14 protein-coding genes are annotated in these 19,981 nt (G+C 69.6%); 6 read left to right on the forward strand and 8 right to left on the reverse strand.

Going from position 1 to position 19,981, the window contains the following annotated elements; translation table 11 throughout:
- Nucleotides 1–18 precede the first annotated feature (18 nt).
- Entirely contained in the window at nucleotides 19–3,705 is a 3,687-nt protein-coding gene (locus JZ791_RS25635) for an ATP-dependent helicase (protein WP_216897782.1), read from the forward strand.
- 237 nt (nucleotides 3,706–3,942) lie between these two features.
- Entirely contained in the window at nucleotides 3,943–7,947 is a 4,005-nt protein-coding gene (locus JZ791_RS25640; RefSeq protein WP_216897799.1) for an ATP-dependent helicase, read from the forward strand.
- 46 nt (nucleotides 7,948–7,993) lie between these two features.
- Here JZ791_RS25640 and JZ791_RS25645 read toward each other — a convergent pair whose 3' ends face one another.
- Nucleotides 7,994–8,383: a DoxX family protein gene (locus tag JZ791_RS25645; protein WP_216897783.1), complete on the reverse strand. Its 390-nt coding sequence runs from the start codon at nucleotides 8,381–8,383 to the stop codon at nucleotides 7,994–7,996.
- A gap of 126 nt (nucleotides 8,384–8,509) precedes the next feature.
- On the opposite strand from JZ791_RS25645, the gene nudC reads away from it, so the two are divergent.
- On the forward strand, nucleotides 8,510–9,442 hold the full coding sequence (gene nudC, locus JZ791_RS25650) for an NAD(+) diphosphatase (protein ID WP_216897784.1): 933 nt from the start codon (nucleotides 8,510–8,512) through the stop codon (nucleotides 9,440–9,442).
- 65 nt (nucleotides 9,443–9,507) lie between these two features.
- On the opposite strand, the gene JZ791_RS25655 is transcribed toward nudC, so the two are convergent.
- Both JZ791_RS25655 and JZ791_RS25660 read right to left on the reverse strand, forming a co-directional pair.
- Entirely contained in the window at nucleotides 9,508–9,738 is a 231-nt protein-coding gene (locus tag JZ791_RS25655) for a mycoredoxin (RefSeq protein ID WP_216897800.1), read from the reverse strand.
- A gap of 60 nt (nucleotides 9,739–9,798) precedes the next feature.
- Complete coding sequence (locus JZ791_RS25660; protein WP_216897785.1) at nucleotides 9,799–10,476, reverse strand: DUF4189 domain-containing protein; 678 nt, start codon at nucleotides 10,474–10,476, stop codon at nucleotides 9,799–9,801.
- A 338-nt stretch (nucleotides 10,477–10,814) separates the two neighbouring features.
- On the opposite strand from JZ791_RS25660, the gene JZ791_RS25665 reads away from it, so the two are divergent.
- Nucleotides 10,815–12,986: an ATP-dependent DNA helicase UvrD2 gene (locus JZ791_RS25665; RefSeq protein ID WP_216897786.1), complete on the forward strand. Its 2,172-nt coding sequence runs from the start codon at nucleotides 10,815–10,817 to the stop codon at nucleotides 12,984–12,986.
- A gap of 602 nt (nucleotides 12,987–13,588) precedes the next feature.
- On the forward strand, nucleotides 13,589–13,855 hold the full coding sequence (locus JZ791_RS25670) for a WhiB family transcriptional regulator (RefSeq protein WP_216897787.1): 267 nt from the start codon (nucleotides 13,589–13,591) through the stop codon (nucleotides 13,853–13,855).
- 82 nt (nucleotides 13,856–13,937) lie between these two features.
- Here JZ791_RS25670 and JZ791_RS25675 read toward each other — a convergent pair whose 3' ends face one another.
- Together JZ791_RS25675 and JZ791_RS25680 are read right to left on the reverse strand one after the other, a co-directional pair.
- A complete protein-coding gene (locus JZ791_RS25675; protein ID WP_216897788.1) occupies nucleotides 13,938–15,281 on the reverse strand; it encodes an ABC1 kinase family protein in 1,344 nt (447 codons plus the stop codon).
- Nucleotides 15,282–15,385: 104 nt separating this feature from the next.
- Nucleotides 15,386–16,075 carry an SDR family oxidoreductase gene (locus JZ791_RS25680; protein ID WP_216897789.1) on the reverse strand — a complete coding sequence of 230 codons (690 nt, stop codon included), beginning with the start codon at nucleotides 16,073–16,075 and terminating at the stop codon, nucleotides 15,386–15,388.
- Nucleotides 16,076–16,151: 76 nt separating this feature from the next.
- On the opposite strand from JZ791_RS25680, the gene JZ791_RS25685 reads away from it, so the two are divergent.
- On the forward strand, nucleotides 16,152–16,724 hold the full coding sequence (locus JZ791_RS25685; RefSeq protein WP_216897790.1) for a TetR/AcrR family transcriptional regulator: 573 nt from the start codon (nucleotides 16,152–16,154) through the stop codon (nucleotides 16,722–16,724).
- Between the two features lie 97 nt (nucleotides 16,725–16,821).
- Here the strand turns inward: JZ791_RS25685 and JZ791_RS25690 are convergent, their stop codons facing one another.
- The 3 genes from JZ791_RS25690 to JZ791_RS25700 form a co-directional block, all read right to left on the reverse strand.
- Entirely contained in the window at nucleotides 16,822–17,751 is a 930-nt protein-coding gene (locus tag JZ791_RS25690) for a hypothetical protein (RefSeq protein ID WP_216897791.1), read from the reverse strand.
- A gap of 206 nt (nucleotides 17,752–17,957) precedes the next feature.
- Nucleotides 17,958–18,680 (reverse strand): ROK family protein, encoded by a 723-nt coding sequence (locus JZ791_RS25695; protein ID WP_308163093.1) that lies wholly within the window; start codon nucleotides 18,678–18,680, stop codon nucleotides 17,958–17,960.
- A complete protein-coding gene (locus tag JZ791_RS25700) occupies nucleotides 18,584–19,975 on the reverse strand; it encodes a zinc-dependent metalloprotease (protein ID WP_216897793.1) in 1,392 nt (463 codons plus the stop codon). The genes JZ791_RS25695 and JZ791_RS25700 overlap by 97 nt, the downstream gene beginning before the upstream one ends.
- Nucleotides 19,976–19,981 lie beyond the last annotated feature (6 nt).

Genomic DNA, 19,981 nt, shown 5'->3' on the forward strand with positions numbered 1-19,981 from the left:
GTTGAAATAGCGGCCGTGATGCGATCGGATAGCCCGGTGCGACTCGTGCGCCGGGGCGAGACGGCCCCCCGCCAGCGGGAGTGGGGAGCCGGTGTCCGGACGCTGTTCGCCGGTGGTTCGGCCGTGGAAGCGGGTTGGCGGCCGTGGCAGGTGCTCGGCGGGCCCGGCGCGGGCAAGACCTCGTTGCTGATCGATCTCGCCGCCGACCGGATCGTCGCGGGCGCCGACCCGGAGTCGATCCTGGTGCTGACGCATGCGAAACCGGCCGCGGTGCGGGTGCGCAACGCCATCGCCCGGCAGGTCCGCGCCGCGACCGCGGAACCGGAGAACTCGCTGGTCGGCGGTGTTCCGGGCGCCACACGCGAGCCGCTGGTGCGGACCGCGCACTCCTATGCCTTCGCGATCCTGCGCCGCCACGCCGAGGTGAACGGCAATCCGCCTCCGCGGCTGCTCACCGGCGCCGAACAGGACGTGGTGCTGCGCGAAATGCTGCGCGGCGAGCTGGACGACATCCAGTCCGGGCCGGGCGGCCCGCACGGCGGCGCGATGGAGCTGTGGCCGCAACGGTTGCAGCCCGCGCTGGGCACCCTCGGATTCGCCGAACAGCTGCGCGATCTGATGTTGCGCGCCACCGAACGCGGTCTGGGCCCCGAGGACCTCATCGCGTTGGGCGCACTGCACGAGCGCGCCGAATGGATCGCGGCGGGCCGTTTCGCCGAGCGGTACGAGCAGGCCATGCTGCTGCGCTGGTCGGTCGGCATCGAGGCGCCCGAGGCCAGTGCGCCCGCCCTGGACGCCGCGGAACTGGTGGGCGCCGCGCTGGACGCATTCGCGCTGGATCCGAGCCTGCTCGATGCCGAGCGCGAGCGCATCCACTGTCTGCTCGTGGATGATGCCCAGCACCTGGATCCGCTCGCGGCACAACTGATCCAGGTCGTCGGCGGCGGCGCGGCCACGACCGTGGTGGCCGGTGATCCGGATCAGGCGGTGTACACCTTCCGCGGCGCGGATCCGCGCTTCCTGGTCGATCTGCCCGCTTCGGACGGGCGTCGAATCCTGTTGCTCGACAACCATCGATCCGCGCCGATCGTGCACGATGCCGTCGCCCGGATCGTTACCCGCATGCCCGGTCACGGGCCGCACCGAATCGGGCCCGGCGACACCAATCATGATGACGGACAGGATGATTCCGCCGATTTCGCGGTGCGGGTGCTGACCACCCCGGCGAAGGAGGCGGCGCTGATCGCCGACCATCTGCGCCGCGCTCACCTCACAGACGGTGTGCCGTGGTCCCGGATGGCGGTGATCGTGCGTTCGGTGCCGCTGTCGCTGGCCCCGCTGCGCCGCGCCCTGCTGGCGGTGGGAGTGCCCGTACTGCAACCGAAACCGGACGTGCCGCTGGCCCGCCGTCACGGCGCGGCCTGGATGCTTCAAGCACTGCGCGCCCTTCTGGCCGGATCCCGCGCCCGCCCCGACCTGTTCACCGAGGACGACGCGCTGGACCTGCTCACCGGCCCACTCGGCGGCGCCGACCAGATAAGCCTGCGCCGCCTACGCCGCGGCATCCGCAGAACGGTCCTGGAGCGCGGTCGGCGCGAAGACCCCTCCGACCCCTGGGCGGATGCCGCGGATCGCGCCGACGAAGGGCTCGTCGAGGGCGGCCCGCCGCTGACGAACCAATCCGCCGGTGCCGCTGATGGTTCGGCTGCGGACGGAGGCGAGGAGCCGTCCGGCGTCGATGGCATCGGAGTCGATATTTCTGGCGAGGCCGAGGCGTCGAACCGGGCTGCCGTGGCGGATTCGGCGCGGGCGATCGCTGGTGATCGGCCGACGGGACGACGCCGGCCCGCGGACGATGCTTTGGGTGGGGAATTCGGTTCCGAGGCGGACGATTCCGTGCGTTTCGCCGATCTGGATCGTTCCTCGGCGCAGGTGTTGCGGGATCTGATCACCGATGTCGGGGACGCCTCGATGCTCGAGCGGCTCACCGATGTGGAGTCCGCGCCGCTGCGGCGGGTGCTCTCGGCGGTGCGGCGGGCGCGTAAGGCGATGGAGCGCGGGGCGGGGCTCGAGGATGTGCTGTGGGCGCTGTGGACGGCGTCAGGTCTGGAACGGCGCTGGGTCGGGCAGTCCGAGCGCGGCGGCGCCTCGGCGATGCAGGCCGATCGCGATCTGGACGCGGCGGTCGGCCTGTTCGACGCCGCGGCCGCGTATGTGGACCGGCTGCCGCGCGCGAGGGTCGAGGGTTTCGTCGAGTATCTGGAACAGCAGGAGATTCCGCAGGATTCGGCTCCGGTCACCGACCCCGGCGGTGCGGTGGCGATCCTGTCGGCCCACGCCGCGGTCGGGCGGGAATGGGATGTGGTTGTCGTCGCCGGTGTGCAGGAGGGGATCTGGCCGAACCTGCGGCCGCGCGGCACGCTGCTCGGCGTCGAGGATCTGGTGGATGTCGCCAGGGGCATCGGCGATTTCGGTGAGCGGATGAGCCGGTCCGCGCCGATCCTGGCCGAGGAGCGGCGGCTGCTGCTGATCGCCTGCGGCCGGGCGCGACGCTCGCTGCTGGTGACGGCCGTGGAATCCGTTGCCGGGGACCGTGATCTGGTGCCTTCGCGCTTTCTGGCCGAACTCGACGTCGCTACCGAATCGGGCGAGCCGGGCCGCATCCCGACGCCGGTGGATCCGGGACGGGCGCTGGTCATGCAGGCATTGATCGCCGAATTGCGCGGCGTGGCATGCGATCCCGAGGAAGCGCCGCCGCGGCGGCAACACGCGGCGCACCAGCTGGCCCGCTTGGCGAGTGCGGGCGTACGCGGTGCGCACCCCGACGACTGGTACGGCACCGCCGAACTCAGCTCGCAACTACCACTGTGGGGCGAAGATCAGGGCCCGGTCGCACTCTCACCGTCCACGGTGGAGCTGCTGAAGACGTGCCCGCTGCGCTGGGCGCTGGAGCGTCACGGCGGCAGCGACGGCGAAAATCCCTACGCGGTCAAGGGAAATCTGGTGCACACCCTGGTGCAGGCGCTGTCCGGGCAGGTGACCGAGGATCAGGTCAAGGCCGCCCTCGTGCGGGCATGGAAGGCGGTGGATCCCGGTTCGAGCGAGTCCGGTCCGACGAGCTGGCATTCGCGCCAAGACCTGCGCCGCACCGAAACCATGCTGGACACCTTCGTGGCCTGGCTGCGCAACACCCGCGACGAACTCACTCAGCTGGGCGTGGAGGTGCCCGTCGACTGCGTGCTGCCCGCCCGCACCCCCGACGAATATCCGGTGCGCATCCGCGGCCGGGTGGACCGGGTCGAGCGAGACGCGTTGGGGCGCTTCGTCATCGTCGACGTGAAAACCGGTAAGACGCCGATCTCCAAACAGTCCGCCGCCGAACACGCCCAGCTGGCGACCTACCAGGTTGCCGCGGCCGCCGGTGCGCTGGACGACGTCGCCGCCGATCCGTCCGCCGATCCGCAGCCCGGCGGCGCTCGCCTGGTGTACGTCGCCAAACCCAGCGCCAAGGAGGGCGCCGCGCAGCGAATGCAGGGTGCGCTGGACGACGAGTCGATCGCCCAATGGCGCGACACCATCCACGACGCCGCCGAATCCACCCGCGGCCCCAGTTATCTGGCCATGCGCAACGACGGCTGCCGCCACTGCACGGTCGCGGGCAGCTGCCCGGTCCAGGACACCGGACGACAGGTGACCGACGAGTGAGCGCGTCGTGAGCGGAGCGCAGCGGAACGAGCCATGCACGGCATTCGGCGGAGGCGGGCGCTCATGGTGCGGAGTTGTGGGCGGCGTGTGGCGGGGCGGGCCACATGCGGTGTTCGGTCACTGTGGTGGAGGCAGTCGCTCGCATGGTGAAGCTGTGGGTGGAGCGCGGCGGAGTGTGCCAGGGGTGCAGCATTGTGTGACCGCGGCGGAGCTGACCGTCGGCGAGGTGGTGTCGTGATCAGCCCGTGGCAGCTGGCCGAGGCACTGGGGTTGCCGTCGCCGACCGACGAGCAGGCCGCGGTGATCGCTGCCCCGCCCGGTCCGACGCTGGTGGTCGCGGGTGCGGGGGCGGGGAAGACCGAGACGATGGCCGCGCGTGTGGTGTGGATGGTCGCCAACGGCCTGGTCGTTCCCGACGCTGTGCTGGGGCTGACCTTCACCCGAAAAGCAGCGCAGCAGTTGACGACTCGGATTCGGACCCGGCTGGCGCGGCTGGCCGGCGCGGCTGTGCTGCGCGAGATCGACCCGAGCGGGCGGCTGCGCGGCCTGCTGACCGGTTCCGAACCGGAGATCAGCACGTATCACTCCTATGCGGGCCGGTTGCTCACCGAACACGGGCTGTTGTTGCCGGTCGAGCCGTCGGCGACCCTGCTGACCGAGACGCAGCTGTGGCAGCTGACCCACCGGGTGGTCACCACATGGGACGGTGACCTGGATACCGAACGCACCCCGGTCTCGGTCACCGAGGCCGTGCTCGCGCTGTCGGGGCAACTCGCCGAACACCTCGTGGAACCCGAACAGTTGGTCCAGGCACACGCCGAACTGGAGAAATTGGTGTTCACCCTGCCGAAGGGCCCGCGGCAGCGCGGCGGCCCCAGCCAGGAGTTACAGAACATCGTCGCCGCGCAGACCGAGCGCGTCGCACTGCTGCCTCTGGTGCAGCGCCTGACCGAGGAACTACGCCGCAGGGGCGCACTGGATTTCGGTTCACAGATGTCCCTGGCCGCGCGCCTGGCCGCCGAACACCCCGAGGTCGGCGCCGCCGAACGCGCCCGCCTGCGCCTGGTCCTGCTCGACGAATATCAGGACACCGGCCACGCCCAGCGCATCCTGCTCGCGGCCCTGTTCGGCGACCTCAACGGAACAGAAACGAGTTCGTCGCCGACGGTGGAATCGGATCTCCTTGCTGGTGAACGGAATTCGTGGCCCGAGCGAGCGGCGAAATCGCGCGCGCATGAGGGCCGGACGAATCGTGCTCCGGCGGGCGCCGGAACGGATCGCACTCCGGGCGAGGAGTTCGAAGGTGATCAGGACGTAGCACCGGATGGCGAGTCTGGGTTCGTTCGTGATGGTTCGAGGGACTCGACCAAGGCGAAGCAACTCGAGGGGGGCCAAGACTTACCTCTGGATAGCAGGCCGGGGTTTGTCGGGGATGGATCGACGGGCTCGGCCGAGACGGAGCAAGCGGATGCTTCCCCGATGGCGACTCGCGTAGGTGGATCATCGAATACTGTTGGGGTGGCAGGTGAGTCGTCCGGGGGGGACGCCAGGCTCGGCGCCGCGCGCCGACTGGCCGTGACGGCGGTGGGCGACCCGATGCAGTCCATTTACGGATGGCGCGGTGCATCGGCGGCCAACCTGCCACGGTTCGCCACCGACTTTCCCAGTGCCCCCGGGATTCCCGCGCCGATCCTGCCCTTGCTCACCAGCTGGCGCAATCCGCCCGAGGCGCTGGATCTGGCTAATCTGGTGGCGGAACCGCTGCGGCACACCGAGGGCGGGGTCGACGTGGACGCACTGCGCCCCCGGCCGGGTGCGGTCCCCGGCGCGGTGGCGCTGGCGCTCACCGAAACCGTTGCCGACGAACGGGATTGGATCGCCGAACAGGTCGCGGCGCAGTGGGAGGCGCATGCCGACGCCGGCGCACCGCCGCCCACCTCCGCGGTCCTGGTGCGCCGCAACGCCGATGCTGCCCCGCTGGCGGAGGCGCTGCGCGAGCGCGGATTACCGGTGGAGATCGTCGGTCTGGGCGGGCTGCTCGCCACTCCGGAGGTGTCCGACGTCGTCGCGACGCTGCGACTCATCGCCGATCCGGCCGCCGGGAGCGCGGCCATGCGCATCCTGACCGGCGCCCGCTGGCGTATCGCCGTCGCCGACCTGGCCGCGCTGTCCCGGCGCGCACGGGACCTGTCGATCACCCGGCCGCCCGAACAGGCCACGGGAATCACCGACGCCGCCGCCCTGGACGAGGCGCTGCGCGCGGTCGCGCCGGAACCCGCGGAACGGGCAGGGCTCGCCGACGCCATCGCCGATCCCGGTACGCCGGAACAGTATTCGGACTTCGGCTATCGGCGCATCGTGGCGCTCGGGCAGGAACTGGCCGCGCTGCGCGAGCGTGGCGGCCAGTCGCTGCCGGAGCTGGTGTCCGATGTCGAGCGCACCATCGGCGTGGGCGTGGAGACGCAGGCGCGCCGCGCCACGGCCGGTGGTGGCGCGGGGCGAGAACATCTGGACGCCTTCGCCGAGGTGGTCGCCGGGTATGCGAGCGATCATCGGGCCACGCTGCCGGGCCTGCTTGCCTTCCTCGCGGCGGCGGAGGAGGTCGAGAACGGCCTGGAACCGGGCGAGGTCGAGGTCGCCCGCGACCGGGTTCAGGTGCTGACCGTGCACGCTGCCAAGGGGCTGGAATGGGAGGTGGTGGCCGTTCCGCACGTGGTGCGCGGGGTATTCCCGTCCGGCGCCGCAGCCGGGACCTGGCTCGGCGCGCTGGCCGAATTGCCCACCGCGCTGCGCGGCGACCGGCAGCGCGCGGACGCCCGCGACGGCGTCCCGGTGCTCGACCTGAGCGACGTGAACGACCGCGCCGATCTGGAACATGCGATCAAACAGCACCGGGACGCGCTCCACCGCCGCCGGCTCGACGAGGAACGCCGCCTGTTCTACGTCGCGCTCACCAGAACCGAACGGGCCCTGTTCGTCTCGGCCCATCACTGGGCCGAGACCGGAACCTCGCCCAAGGGGCCCTCGGACTTCCTGCTGGAACTGAAGCACGCCACCGAGGTCCCGGGCTCCGACCTCGCCGCCGCCGTGCGCATCGACCGCTGGGATCAGGGTCCGCCGCCGGACGCGGTCAATCCGTTCACCGACAATCCCGCCACCGCGCAGTGGCCGCGAGATCCGCTCGGCAAGCGCCGCGCGGCCGTGGAATCGGGTGCGGCCCTGGTGCGTTCGGCGCTGGTGGACCTGCCACGGGAGAGGGAAGTCGAGCCGGGGGGTGAACCCGCGAATAGTGGCCCACGGCGTTCTTCATCGATGGGTGTCGATGCCGCGCCCGAGGAGGGCTCGGCGAAATCGAGGGCTTCCACACCGCCGGAGATCGATACGGCCGGTGAGCAACTCTCGCTGTTCTCCGACGCCGCAGATACCTCAGGGGCACAGTCGGATACGACCGATACTGCTTCCATCGGCGCCGACGGTGCAAACGACCCGGACGAATGGTCCGACCCCGACGGCTGGGCCGCCGACGTGGACGCCCTGCTCGTCGAGCATTTCGCCGCCGACGACACCGTCCGCGAGGTGGAACTACCCGAGCAACTACCCGCGACCGCGCTGGTGGAGCTGCGGGCGGATCCGGCGAAACTCGCGGCCCGGCTGCGTCGGCCGCTGCCGTACCCGCCGAGCCCGTTCGCCCGGCGCGGCACCGCATTTCACGCCTGGCTGCAACGCTGGTTCGGGGCCGACCAGTTACTGGATCTGGACGTATCGCCGGACCCCGAGGATTCGGCGGACCCGGTCGCCTCGGATGCCGAGCTGATCAGGCTGCAGGAGGCGTTCCTGTCCTCGTCGTGGGCCAACCGCAATCCGGTGGAGGTGGAGGTGGCATTCGAAACCTCCGTCGCGGGAACGCTGCTGCGCGGGCGCATGGACGCCGTCTTCGCCGAACCGGGCGGGCGCTGGCTGGTGGTGGACTGGAAGACCGGTGCGGAACCCACTCGGGCACAGGAGAAGTCGGTCGCCATGCAATTGGCGGTCTACAGGCTGGCCTGGGCCAGGCTGATGGCCGCCCGCACCGGCGCCGACGAGGCCGACATGCTCGAAAGAATCGGCGCCGCATTCCATTACGTGCGCACCGGCCGTACGATCGCGCCGCCCGCCCTGCCCGGACCCGCCGAACTCGCCGAGCTCATCATCTCCACGCCGCTGGCCGGGGTGTCTGCGGACGCGGGCGAACAGCCCGAATAAGTCGTTCCCCGGCCGCGATCGCGCACCGCGGCCCGGGTTGTGTACGTCAGGCCGCGCGGCGGATCTGCAATGCCGAGGTCACCAGCGGTACCTGCAGCGGCAACCGCAGCACGGAGATCAGTTTGACCGGCAATCCGGCCTTGGGGTTACGCAGTGAATCCGCCGTGTACTGCACGTTCGCCGGGAAGACCGCGATGAACAGCAGTGCGGCCAGCAGCCCGCCCAGACGCCGGGTGCGCGGCACGGCGAGCGCGGTCGCGACCGTGAGTTCGGCAACCCCGGAGAGGTAGGTGTACGTGCGCGCGCTGCCGGGTAGCGAGGGCGGCACGATCGCGTCGAAGAACTTGGGCGTCACGAAATGCAGCGTGCCGGCGCCGAATAGTAATGTGACAAGCAGAAATAGACGACCACGCCGGGCCGGGGATTCATCGCTCATGTTGTGTCATTCTTGCATGTCGGCGCGTGGAGGTCGTTGTCGCCCGGACTCGTTGTTCACGGCATGATCTCGGCCCGCTGTCCTATGCCTGACCGAGCCGTCATCCAGGACGGTTAGTCTCGACGTGTGGCTGCTTTCGAATTGAATCAAGTTCCGATGCTGTCCCGGTCCGGACTCGACCGCACCGAGGAGTTGCGCAAGAACGAACAGGCCCTGAAGGAGGGCTGGGCCACCGCGCGGTTACTGCGGCTGAACCGGCGCGGGCAGTTTCGGGTCGAGGAGGCCGAGGTCGTGCTGGAGCCGGCGACCTCGCTGGCCGCCGAACCGATTCCGCAGGCGGTATTTCTCGGCATCGATGGCGGCAGTCACATCTGGGCGGTGCGCGACAACGATCTCGCCGGTCAGCTGACGGATCTGCGCACCGCGGGCATGGGCACGGTGCGGCTGGACGACGCGCTGCTCGGTGTCCTGTCGAGCGCGCTCGCCCTGCTGAACTGGCACGACCGTGCCGGCTTCAGCGCCGCCGACGGCACCCCGACCACCCCCGTGAACGGCGGCTGGTCGCGTCTGGACGAATCCGGCCACGAGGAGTTCCCGCGCATCGACCCGGCGGTGATCTGCCTGGTGCACGACGGCGCCGACCGGGTGCTGCTGGCCCGCCAGCAGACCTGGCCCGAGCGCATGTTCTCGATCCTGGCGGGATTCGTGGAGGCCGGGGAATCGCTGGAGCGCTGCGTCCAGCGCGAGATCCTCGAGGAGGTCGGCGTCGATCTCCACGACATCCGCTACCTGGGTAGCCAGCCCTGGCCGATGCCGCGCTCGCTGATGCTGGGCTTCACCGCCATCGCCGACCCGGACCAGCCGCTGGTCTTCTCCGACGGTGAGATCGGCGAGGCGCACTGGTTCACCCGCGACGAGGTCCGCGCGGCCCTGGCCGCGGGCGCCTGGGGTTCGGTCGTGGGCACGACGAGCGCGGACGCGGCCGAGCATCGCCTGCTACTGCCCGGCTCGATCTCCATCGCCCGCACCATCGTCGAATCCTGGGCAGCCGCAGAGTAATACCGGCAAGCGCGAGTGCGGCCGCAGGATCTGCGGTCGCACTCGCGCGTTGTTCGGTTGCCGGCTCAGGCTATGGCGGCCAAGGCCTGTTTGACCTGGACCAGGCTGGGGTTGGTGGCGGTCGAGCCGTCGCTGTATCGCACTGTCGGCACCACGTGGTTGCCGCCGTTGACGCTGCCGACGAACTCGGCGGCCTCGGGGTTCTGCTCGATATCGACCTTGGTGTAGGTGATACCCGCCTCGTCGAGTTGCTTCTCGAGGCGGCGGCAGTAGCCGCACCAGGTCGTCGAGTACATGGTCAGGTCGGTCGCAGTCACAGTTGATTCAACCTCGAACGAGGTCCCGGTGTTCCCGGGTCAGTTGTCGGAGGCGCACTTGGACCAGGTCTTGTACGGGCCGACGACCTGATAGTCGTTCTGTGCCGCATTGATCGCCGCGTTCAGTGCCTCGGTGGCGGTGTTACCCGTGGACGAGGCCCAGCCGTCGTTGTTGTGCCCCACGGCGACGGCGACACAGCCGTTCTCGATCGAGATGGCGGGCTTGCAGGCGCCGCCGCAGTCGCTCTCGGCGCGCGCGGTCGCGGCGTCGGCGCTGATCGGGCTCGTGGCCCAGACCGCCTGCTGGGTGGTGTCGCTGTAGGTGACCGCGATCCATACGTTCGCAGGCTCGGGCGTGGTGGTATTCGGCGGGGTCGTGTCGGTCGTCTCCGTCGTCGCGACCACGGACGAGGTGCTGGACCCGGCCGCGACGTTGTTGTCGTCCTTGTGGTGCGGGCGCAGCACGAAGAAGGCCGCCACGCCGACCACGATCAGGCCGACCACCGCCACGGCTATGACCAAGGGGATGTTCGTTCCGCCGCCACCACCACCGGAGCCGGGCGCCGGGCCGACGCCGTACGGCGGGATTTGGCCGGGCGGGACCTGCCCGGGTGGATAGGACTGCGTCGGCGGGTACTGCCCCGCTGGATATTGGCCCTGCTGATACTGCTGACCAGTTGGATATTGCCCTGGTGAAGGGTTGGGCGGGTAGCTCACGACCCCACCTCGCTGGCGCTCGGCTCCGTCGTGCGCAAGGCGCGCTGGCCTGATGGTTCGCTCCGCTTCGCTACGCTCACGACTCTGCCTCACGGGTATTCGGTTCCGCTGTGCGCAAGTAATACGGTGAATCGGGTTCGCTTCGTTCGATGCGAGAAGTCCGCTGAGCCGTTGTTGGTGCCTTCACCGAAGCACCCCCGCCATTCTTGTGGTCCACCCGTTTGATTCGTCACTGTAGCGCACGTCGGCGTCCTGTTTCTCACCGAATTCACGTGCGGTGCGGTCGGTTCGTCGCACTTGCGCCGACGGTTGCGGCGGACCTGTCGTACCCCACTGTCATGATGGAGCGCGTGCCGGTCTCCACTCCTTCGCCCCGCCCGCTGCTCGCCGGTCTCGACCCCGAGCAGGCGGCCGCCGTGCGTGCACCGCGTGGTCCGGTCTGCGTGCTCGCGGGCGCGGGGACGGGTAAGACGCGCACCATCACCCATCGCATCGCGCATCTGGTGTCGGCCGGACACGTGCGGGCCGATCAGGTGCTCGCGGTCACCTTCACCGCCCGCGCGGCGGGGGAGTTGCGGGGCCGCCTGCGCACCCTGGGCCTGGGCGAGGCGAATGCGGTGCAGGCCCGTACCTTTCACGCCGCGGCCCTGCGTCAGTTGCGTTATTTCTGGCCGCAGGTCGTCGGGGAGGTGCCGTGGCGGCTGATCGACAGCAAATTCCCGATCGTCTCGCAGGCCGCCCACCGCGCGGGCCTGTCCACCGTCACCGAGAGCGTGCGCGACCTGGCCGGTGAGATCGAGTGGGCCAAGGCCTCGCTGATCGCCCCGGAGGATTACCCGGCCGCCGCCGCCCGCCAGCGCCGCGATACCCCGTATGAGCCGAGCCGCGTCGCCGAGGTCTACATCGGATACGAGGCGCTCAAGTCCAGCGCCGAGGGCATGCTGCTGGATTTCGACGATCTGCTGCTGCACACCGCCGCGGCGCTGGAGGAGTATCCGGCCGTCGCCGAGGAGTTCCGCGGCCGCTACCGCTGTTTCGTGGTGGACGAGTATCAGGACGTCACCCCGCTGCAACAGCGCGTCCTGGACGCCTGGCTGGGCGGGCGCGACGATCTGACCGTCGTCGGCGACGCCAACCAGACCATCTACTCCTTCACCGGCGCGAGTCCCGCCTACCTACTGGATTTCTCCCGTCGCTTCCCGGAGGCGACGGTGGTCCGCCTGGAGCGCGACTATCGCTCAACCCCGCAGGTGGTCTCGCTGGCCAACCGGGTCATCGGCGCGGCCCGTGGCCGCATCGCGGGCACCCGGTTGCAGTTGATCGGCCAGCGCGCCGAGGGCCCGGAACCGGTATTCGCCGAATTCGACGACGAACCGGCCGAGGCGCTCGCGGTCACCAAGAGCATCGCCCGGCTGCTGGGCTCCGGCGTGCCCGCCGCGGAGATCGCGGTGCTGTACCGCATCAACGCGCAGTCCGAGGCGTACGAGCAGGCGCTCACCGAGGCCGGGATCGCCTATCAGGTGCGTGGCGGCGAGGGCTTCTTCCAGCGGCCCGAGGTCCGTCAGGCGGTGCAGGCATTGCGCCAGACGGCCAACCGCGACGATCTCCCCGATGCCCGCGGCGCCGATCTGGTCACCCTGGTCCGTGCGGCACTGGCGCGACTGGGTCTGACCAGCGAGGAGCCCACCGGCGCGCAGGCGCGCGAACGCTGGTCCTCGCTCGTCGCGCTGGTCCAGCTCACCGAGGAGTTGGTCGAGCAGGACTCCGATCTCGAACTTCCGGCTCTGCTGCGCGAACTCGCCACCCGCGCCGAGGCGCGGCACCCGCCGACCGTGCAGGGTGTCACGCTGGCCTCGCTGCACGCGGCCAAGGGCCTGGAGTGGGATGCGGTATTCCTGGTCGGTCTCGCCGACGGCACCCTGCCGATCGCGCACGTCCTCGGTGAGGGCGGCACGGTCACCGACGAGTCCGCGCTCGAAGAGGAGCGGCGGCTGCTGTACGTGGGCGTCACCCGGGCGCGCGAACACCTGCGCCTGTCGTGGGCCCTGTCACGCAGCGCGGGCGGCCGCAAGTCCCGCCGTCGCAGCCGGTTCCTGAACGAACTGGTCCCCGAGAATTCGCCCGCGTCGCGGATCGCGCAGCCCGCCGACAGGCGTGCGCCCACTCGTAAGCATCCGACGTGCCGGATCTGCGGCCGCCCGCTGCTCGGCACGACCTCCACGATGCTCGGGCGCTGTTCGCGCTGCCCTGCCGATCTGGACGTCGGACTGCTGACCGCGTTGCAGGACTGGCGCAAGGAGAAGGCCGACGAGCTGTCGGTGCCGCATTTCGTGGTGTTCAGCGACACCACGCTGACCGCGATCGCCGAGCAACGTCCGGGCGACGATCGCGCGCTGGTCTCGATCCCGGGAATCGGGGCCAAGAAGTTGCGTCAATTCGGCGCCGACGTACTGGCCCTAGTGCACTCGCGCGAGCGCGCGCAAGCCCATAAAAGTGCAGGTGAAAAATAGGTTGTGCGTATGTGTAGAACGCCCGTAGGGTTGATCGCATGCACCGGGAGGTCATCCCGGCGCGCACAGTGATCCAACGGATACGAGTTATGGAGGGAGGCAGACCAATGAACGGCATCGTGAACTTCATCGCCCCAATGGGCGTTGGCGCGTCGGTTCCGTGCGTGCCCGCCTCCCGGGGGGTCCTCATGCAGGGGACCGGGCTGTCCGTACGCATTACAAGCGTTTTCGGTGCCGAATTGCAAGCGCCGAAGCATGTGATCAAAGCGGATAAGCCCCAGCGGAGCTGGCACCCGACATTTGCCAACCTCGGCGCCCAGGCAACGCATGCCGGAATGCACCCGGCATACCTGCCGCAGGCAGCCCGCCTCCGCGAGGCAGACCCAGCGACCGTGATCAGGAGTCGACACCGAAGTCGACTCAGGTAGGGAAACTTCCCACCAGCCTCCTGGCCACGGATCGCATAAAGCGAAACCGTGGCCATAGTTTTATCGGCTCTCAGCCACCGGCACCGGTTCCGCAGAAAGAAACGACCGCTGCACGAGCTGAAGGAGCACCACGTGTCTACCGCGACCGTTACTCGCGTGACATGCCGTCCATCCGTGGCCCCTACCACCCGTAGCCGGGGAGTCTCGCTGACCCTGCCCTGCCGGGCAGGCAACCCCGACCTCTGGTTCGCCGAGAACCCGGCGCAGCTGGAGGAGGCGAAGGCACTGTGCGCCTCCTGCCCGATCCGCAAGGGCTGCCTGAGCGCCGCTCTGGACCGGGCTGAGCCCTGGGGTGTCTGGGGTGGAGAGATCTTCGACCAGGGTGTCGTGATCGCCCGCAAGCGGCCGCGTGGCCGCCCGCGCAAGGTGTCCGCGGCATGATCCGCCCCGTGCATCACGGGGGACCAGGCCAAGCCCCGCATCTCGGTGAGAGATGCGGGGCTCGGTGTGTATCAGGGGGTGTTCAGCTGGCGGAACGGTGCTCGGCGTATCCCGGCACCCAGTCGTTCGTCAGCTTCATGAACGGGACCTCGGCGTCGAGCTGGGCGCAGATGCCGATGGAACCGGCCAGCACCCGGAAGACCATGATGTGCTCGGCCGGAAGTTGCAGCGCCATACCGGTTTTCATCTCCGGCCGGTTGACGTCGGTGGCCTTGCCCGCAACACGCTGCATCCACTTGCGGGTGAAGTGGAACGATTCGGACCGAATCGGATCGGTGAACGGTCGCAGATAGTCGGCGATCTCCTGGTGGGTCACCGTGCGGCCGGGAATGACCCAGCCGTTGTCGTACATCAGGGTGGTCAGCTCGTCGAACCGTTCGTCCACCGCCATCGCCATCATCTGACCCAGAATCGGCGGGAATCCGTGGGGCAGTGGTGCGCATGCCCCGTAATCGATGACCGACAGGCGGCCGTCGCCGAGCATCATGAAGTTGCCCGGGTGCGGATCGGCGTGCAGCAGTCCGACGATCGCCGGCGAGGAGAAATGGAATTCGCCCATCAGCGCGGCCACATGGTTGCGCAGTTCGACGGTGCCCTCGGGATCCTCGGCGCCCTGCCTGATGATGGCGGAAACCGGTGTGGCGTCCAGCCATTCGCTGACGAGCACCTTGGGTGAGCTCGCGACCACCCGGGGCACCACGAACCGGGGATGCGCGTCGAATGCCTTGGCGAACTGGCGTTGGTTGGCGGCCTCGTGACGGTAGTCGAGCTCTTCCTCGGTGCGCTCGGTGATCTCGGTGAGGATGGGTTTGACGTCGGCGCCCGGAATGACCGCGCTCATCATCCCGGCCATCCGATTCAGGGTCTTCAGATCCGCGCGCAGTGCCTCGTCCGCGCCCGGATACTGCACCTTCACCGCGACCTCGCGCCCGTCGGACCACACCGCCCGGTGCACCTGGCCGATACTGGCCGAGGCGGCCGGCTCGTCGTCGAACTCGCGGAAGCGCTGCCGCCACGCCGTGCCGAGTTGCTGATCCAGCATTCGATGGACCGCCGCGGCGGGCATCGGCGGTGCCGCGGATTGCAGCTTGGTCAGCGCCTCGCGGTAGTGCTCGCCGAATTCCTCCGGCACCGCGGCCTCCATCACCGACAGCGCCTGCCCGAATTTCATCGCCCCGCCCTTGAGCTCACCCAGGACGGAGAACAGCTGCTCGGCGGCTCGCTGATTCAGCTGCGCGTTGATCTCCTGCTTATCGCCCCCGGCGAGCCGGCGGCCGAACCCCACGGCCGCGCGTCCGGCGATACCCAGCGGGATCTTGGCCAGCTTGGCATTGCGGGACGACCGCCGACTCACAATCTCAGACACCTCCCCATTCTGTCGGACAGACCGGCCGGTGTGCCATGAGAATTAGGTAAACCTCTCACCGTGCGGTGAGTCACAGCGTATGCGGTGAGTCGCAGTGGATATGGTCAGCGCGCGACGGTGAAGCCGCCGTCGACCGGCAGGATGACGCCGGTGGCGTAGTCGTTGCCGATCAGGTAGCCGATGGCCGCGGCCACATCCGCGCCGGTGCCGACGCGTCCGGCGGGCACTTGTTGCCCGGCCGCGGCGAATTGGGCCTCGCGCTGATCGGGCGGCAGGAAGGACCACCACGCCGTATCGACGATGCCGGGGGAGACCGCGTTCACCCGGACCGGTGCCAGCTCGGCCGCGAGCGGCGGGACGATCCGCTCGATCGCGCCGTTGACCGCGGCGAGGGTGACCGTCCCCGGCAGCGCCGCGCGGGCCGAGGCCGCGGACACCATGGTGATCGACCCGCTCACCCGCGCTTTCTGGATCGCGGACAGGTATGCGAACAGCTTGCCGTCGAAGCCCGCCCGCAGATCGGCCAGGTCGATCTCGCGCAGGTTGCCGATGCCGACCGCGCCGGGACTGAAGGCCAGTACCAGATGGTCGATGCTGCCGAGTCGGTCGAAGAACGCGGCGACCTGCTCGACGGAAGCGCCGTCCACCGACTCCGCGGCGTGCACGCGATCCTTCACCGCGGCCAGCCTCTCCGGATCACGACCGGTCACGGTGACCTCGTGGCCCTCGGCGGTCAGGTGTTCGGCGGCAGCCAGTCCGATGCCGGAGGTGCCACCCATGATCACGATGCGCATTGCGCGCCTCCTTCTACTTACTAGACGTTACGTCTCGATAGTATTCCGGAACGTAGCGTCTTGTAAAGTGACATCCATGGTGGGTGACAAACCGCTCGGTCGGCCCCGCAGCGAGGACCGGCGTCGCGCGATCCTGTCCGCGGCCGTCGACGAACTGCGTGACAAGGGATACGCGGCGCTGACGATCGAGGGGATCGCGGCGCGGGCGGGCGCGGGCAAACAGACGATCTACCGCTGGTGGCCGTCGAAGGCCGATGTGGTGCTGGAGGCGATGCTCGACGAGGCCGCGACCGCCATCGCGATACCCGATCGGGGATCGTTGTCGCAAGACCTGCGGGGCTTCCTGGTCGAGACGTTCCGTCAGCGCGGACAGCGACCGGTGCTGGTCGGCCTGATGGCGCAGGCGCTGCTGGATCCCGTGTTCGCCGAGGCGTTTCGGGACCGCTTCCTGTTCGGCCGCCGCGCCGCGCTGCGGCAGATCTTCCAGCGGGCGGCCGCGCGGGGAGAGATCGCGGCGGATGTGGACCCGGAGTTGCTGATCGACGTGGTGTACGGGGTGCTGTGGTACCGCTTGCTGCTGGATCACGCGCCGCTGGACGACGACGCGGGAAGGCAGCTCGCCGAGCTGGTGTTACGGGCCGTGCGCTGATTCGCTCGCCCCGCCGCCTCCATGAGGTCCGCAGGCTCACCATCTTCGAGGCTCGCCCATCCGCCCGGCTCCGCACGGTCTTCCGGCGGACCATCCCCTAGCGCTCACCCGTGCCGCTGGGGTTCGGCTTACCGTCCGCTGAAACAGGCTGTGCGCTTTCAGGTGCATTATCGGCGAGGATCCGACACCCGCACGCGGCGTGGGCTGGCCAGTACCGTATGCGGACGCGGTGTGAGTCGGGATCCAATTCCAGTGTGGTGTCGAGGGTTCGGGGCGGTCGCGCGGGTACGCCCTCGATGACGGTCTCCAGATCGCGCAGTGCGAGCGCGGCGGTGGCGGCGATCGCCGCGGTCGAGCCGTGCCCGATCCGGCCGAGCAGTTGCGCGGCCAGGTGCGGCCAGTCCGGGTCGAGGTCGCCGCGGGTCAGGTCCGCGCAGCGCAGGCAGCTGGTCCCGCCCGGCAGTACGAGCGGGCCGACGATGCCGCGGCCGTCGCGCATGCGCACCGGCAGATGCGGAATCCGGTACAGCACAAGGTCATTGACCAGGATCGGATCGGGCACCAGCGCATCGGCGAGGACCACCATATCGGCCGACCACCCGGCGACCGTGGTCGCGGCGAGATACTCCCGCGAACGGCTCGGACGCAGCCCCAGTCGGCGCACGCCCGCGGCGATGGCCTCCGAGAGCGGCCCGCGACCGTGCACATGGACCCGGCGCACCCGGATCGGCCGTTCGACCGGGCGGATCAGCAGCCCGGCCCGCTCGAGTTCGGCGAGTATCTCCAGTGCGTCGGCACTGCCGATACCCAAACTACTGGCCGCCCAGGCGATCTGGGGATGGCTGCGTAGCCCGTCCAGCAGCCTCAGGAACTCCGCGACGGTATCGGCGGTGATCCCGGGCGGTTCCAGCAGCAGCGCTCGTTCGGGATCCCAGCCCAATTGCACCGCGCCGGACGGCCGGCGCAGCACGGTCACGCGCGGATGCAGCATAGGCCCGCGTGGACGCGGTGCGCTCGGTTCGCTCATGCGCATCAGTGTGGACGGCTCCGGACGGACGAAAGTCGCGGTGAACCCCGCCTGTCCACAGGGGTATCGGTATTCCACAGGACATTTCGACAGGACGCTCGCGTGTCCCCGGCCGGTCATCGGCGTCGTGCTCGTTCCCGCTCGGAGTCGCTGTCCGGGTTCGCTCGAAATTTCGACCTCGATCGCGTGCGGGTGCGAATGTCCGGTCAGTTCGCCTGTGACAGTCCTGCTTCGGCGTTGCCGGGCACCGGCGGTACCGTCGCGGGGTCGGAAAGCACGGCGCGGCGGGCGAATTCGATCGCCCCGAGCAGGATCGCATCCGCACCCAGTAGGGCGGGTGTGATGTCGAGTTGGATGGTCGGGGCTATTGCCCGCCGCTGGGACAACTCGCGGTCGATCGCCGGGTACAGGTGCGGATACCACTGTGCCAGTACGCCGCCCAGCACGATCTCGTCGACGTCCAGCAGCGAGGTGATCGCCACGATCCCCGCACCGAGTGCGCGGCCCGCGGTGTCGAGGGCGGCCAAGGCGGCCGGATCCGCGGCGGATGCGGCCGTGGCGAATCGGTGCAGGGTGGACTCGAGCCCGTCGCGCGTCAGCGCGTCGCCCAGTCCGGCGGCGGTGAGCACGGCCTCGGGTCCGGCGTAGCAGACCAGGCAGCCGCGAGCGCCGCAGTCGCAGCGGGGACCGTCCATCGCCACCGGGATATGGCCGGGCTCACCGGCGATCCCGTGGCTGCCGAGATGGATACGCCCGTCCAGCACCACGCCGCCGCCGATGCCGGTGCGCGGTATTGAAGTGGCTCCGACCGGGCTGGGCGTTGTCGCGGCCTCTACTCCGCCTCGCCCGTACCCGGGTCCGACTTGCCTTCGCGCTCCTTGCGCTCGCGCTCCTCGGTCTCCGCGAGCTGCGCCAGCGGATCGTCGAATTGTCCTGTGCCGCCGCCGATCACAGCGTCGATGAAGCCCGCCGGATTGTCCAGATCGGCCGAGCTGGGTAGCAGATCCGGGTGGGCCCAGACGGCGTCGCGAGCTTCGATACCGGCATCGGTGGTCAGCCGCCGCCACAGCTCGGCCGCCTCGCGTAGTTTGCGGGGCCGCAGCTCCAGGCCGACCAGGGTCGCGAACGTCTGCTCGGCCGGACCGCCGGTGGCGCGGCGGCGACGCAGGGTCTCGGCCAGCGCGCCCGCGCCGGGCAGCCTGTCACCGACGGCCTCGGCGACCACGATCTGCACCCAGCCCTCGATCAGTGCCAGCAGCGTCTCCAGCCGATCCAGCGCGGCCTTCTGCTCCGGGGTGGTCTGCGGTTCGAACGTGCCCTGCGAGAGCAGTTCCTCCAGCTTGGACGGATCGGCGAGCGCCATCGGGTCGATGTTCTGCGCGGCCTGCTCGATGGCCGAGAAGTCCATGCGGATGCCGCGCGCGTAGTCCTCCACCGCACCCAGCACCTGCTGACGCAGCCACGGCACATGCCCGAACAGCCGCTGATGCGCGGCCTCGCGCGCGGCCAGATAGACCACGATCTCGCTCTCGGGCCGCTCGAGGCCCTTGCTGAACTCCGCGATCGCCGCCGGGAGCAGCGCCGCGGTGCCGTTCGGGCCCAGCGGCAGCCCGATATCGGTGGAGGTCAGCACCTCACCGGCGAGCTGGCCGAGGGCCTGGCCCAGCTGCGATCCGAATGCGAGTCCGCCCATCTGGCCCAGCATGCCCAGCATCGGCCCGGCGAATTCCCTGGCCTCCTCCGGCATGGTCTGGGTCCACATGCCCGAGACCTGCTCGGCCACCGGGTCGCACAGCCGCTTCCAGGTGGGGACCGTCTCCTCGATCCAGTCGTTGGCCGTCCACGCCACCGTCTTGGTCGCGCCCGCGGGCAACGTGGTCGCCGCGTCGAGCCACAGCTCGGCCAGGTGCGAGGCCTCGGTCACGGCCTTCTGCTGGCCCTCGGAGATCGGCGTCAGATTCGACCCGAGCTGCTGGCGGGCCAGGCGCTTGGCTACGTCGTAGTTGACCGGACCGGCCTGCGGCGAGCCGGGCTGGCCCATGGTCGAGAACATCTGCCCCAGCTGGGTCAGCATCTGCCCGAGCTGCGACGGATCGAAGCCCTCGCCCGAGCCGCCGGCCATGAATCCGAACGGATTGTTCGCACTGGAACCGCTTTGATCCTCGCCGCGTTTGCGGTCGTCGTCATCATCGCGGTTCGAGAATCCGAAGGGGACATCGCTCATACCCCT

The sequence above is a fragment of the Nocardia alni genome, from assembly GCF_019038435.1.
Classification (GTDB): Bacteria; Actinomycetota; Actinomycetes; order Mycobacteriales; family Mycobacteriaceae; genus Nocardia; species Nocardia alni.

What these genes read in the sequence shown, in the direction of transcription:
- JZ791_RS25635 (WP_216897782.1), top strand. Translation starts at nt 19, where the DNA reads ATGCGATCGGATAGCCCGGTGCGACTCGTGCGCCGGGGCGAGACGGCC.
- JZ791_RS25645 (WP_216897783.1), bottom strand. Translation starts at nt 8,383, where the DNA reads ATGAGCGATGAATCCCCGGCCCGGCGTGGTCGTCTATTTCTGCTTGTC.
- JZ791_RS25655 (WP_216897800.1), bottom strand. Translation starts at nt 9,738, where the DNA reads ATGTACTCGACGACCTGGTGCGGCTACTGCCGCCGCCTCGAGAAGCAA.
- JZ791_RS25665 (WP_216897786.1), top strand. Translation starts at nt 10,815, where the DNA reads ATGATGGAGCGCGTGCCGGTCTCCACTCCTTCGCCCCGCCCGCTGCTC.
- JZ791_RS25680 (WP_216897789.1), bottom strand. Translation starts at nt 16,075, where the DNA reads ATGCGCATCGTGATCATGGGTGGCACCTCCGGCATCGGACTGGCTGCC.
- JZ791_RS25685 (WP_216897790.1), top strand. Translation starts at nt 16,152, where the DNA reads ATGGTGGGTGACAAACCGCTCGGTCGGCCCCGCAGCGAGGACCGGCGT.
- JZ791_RS25690 (WP_216897791.1), bottom strand. Translation starts at nt 17,751, where the DNA reads ATGAGCGAACCGAGCGCACCGCGTCCACGCGGGCCTATGCTGCATCCG.
- JZ791_RS25700 (WP_216897793.1), bottom strand. Translation starts at nt 19,975, where the DNA reads ATGAGCGATGTCCCCTTCGGATTCTCGAACCGCGATGATGACGACGAC.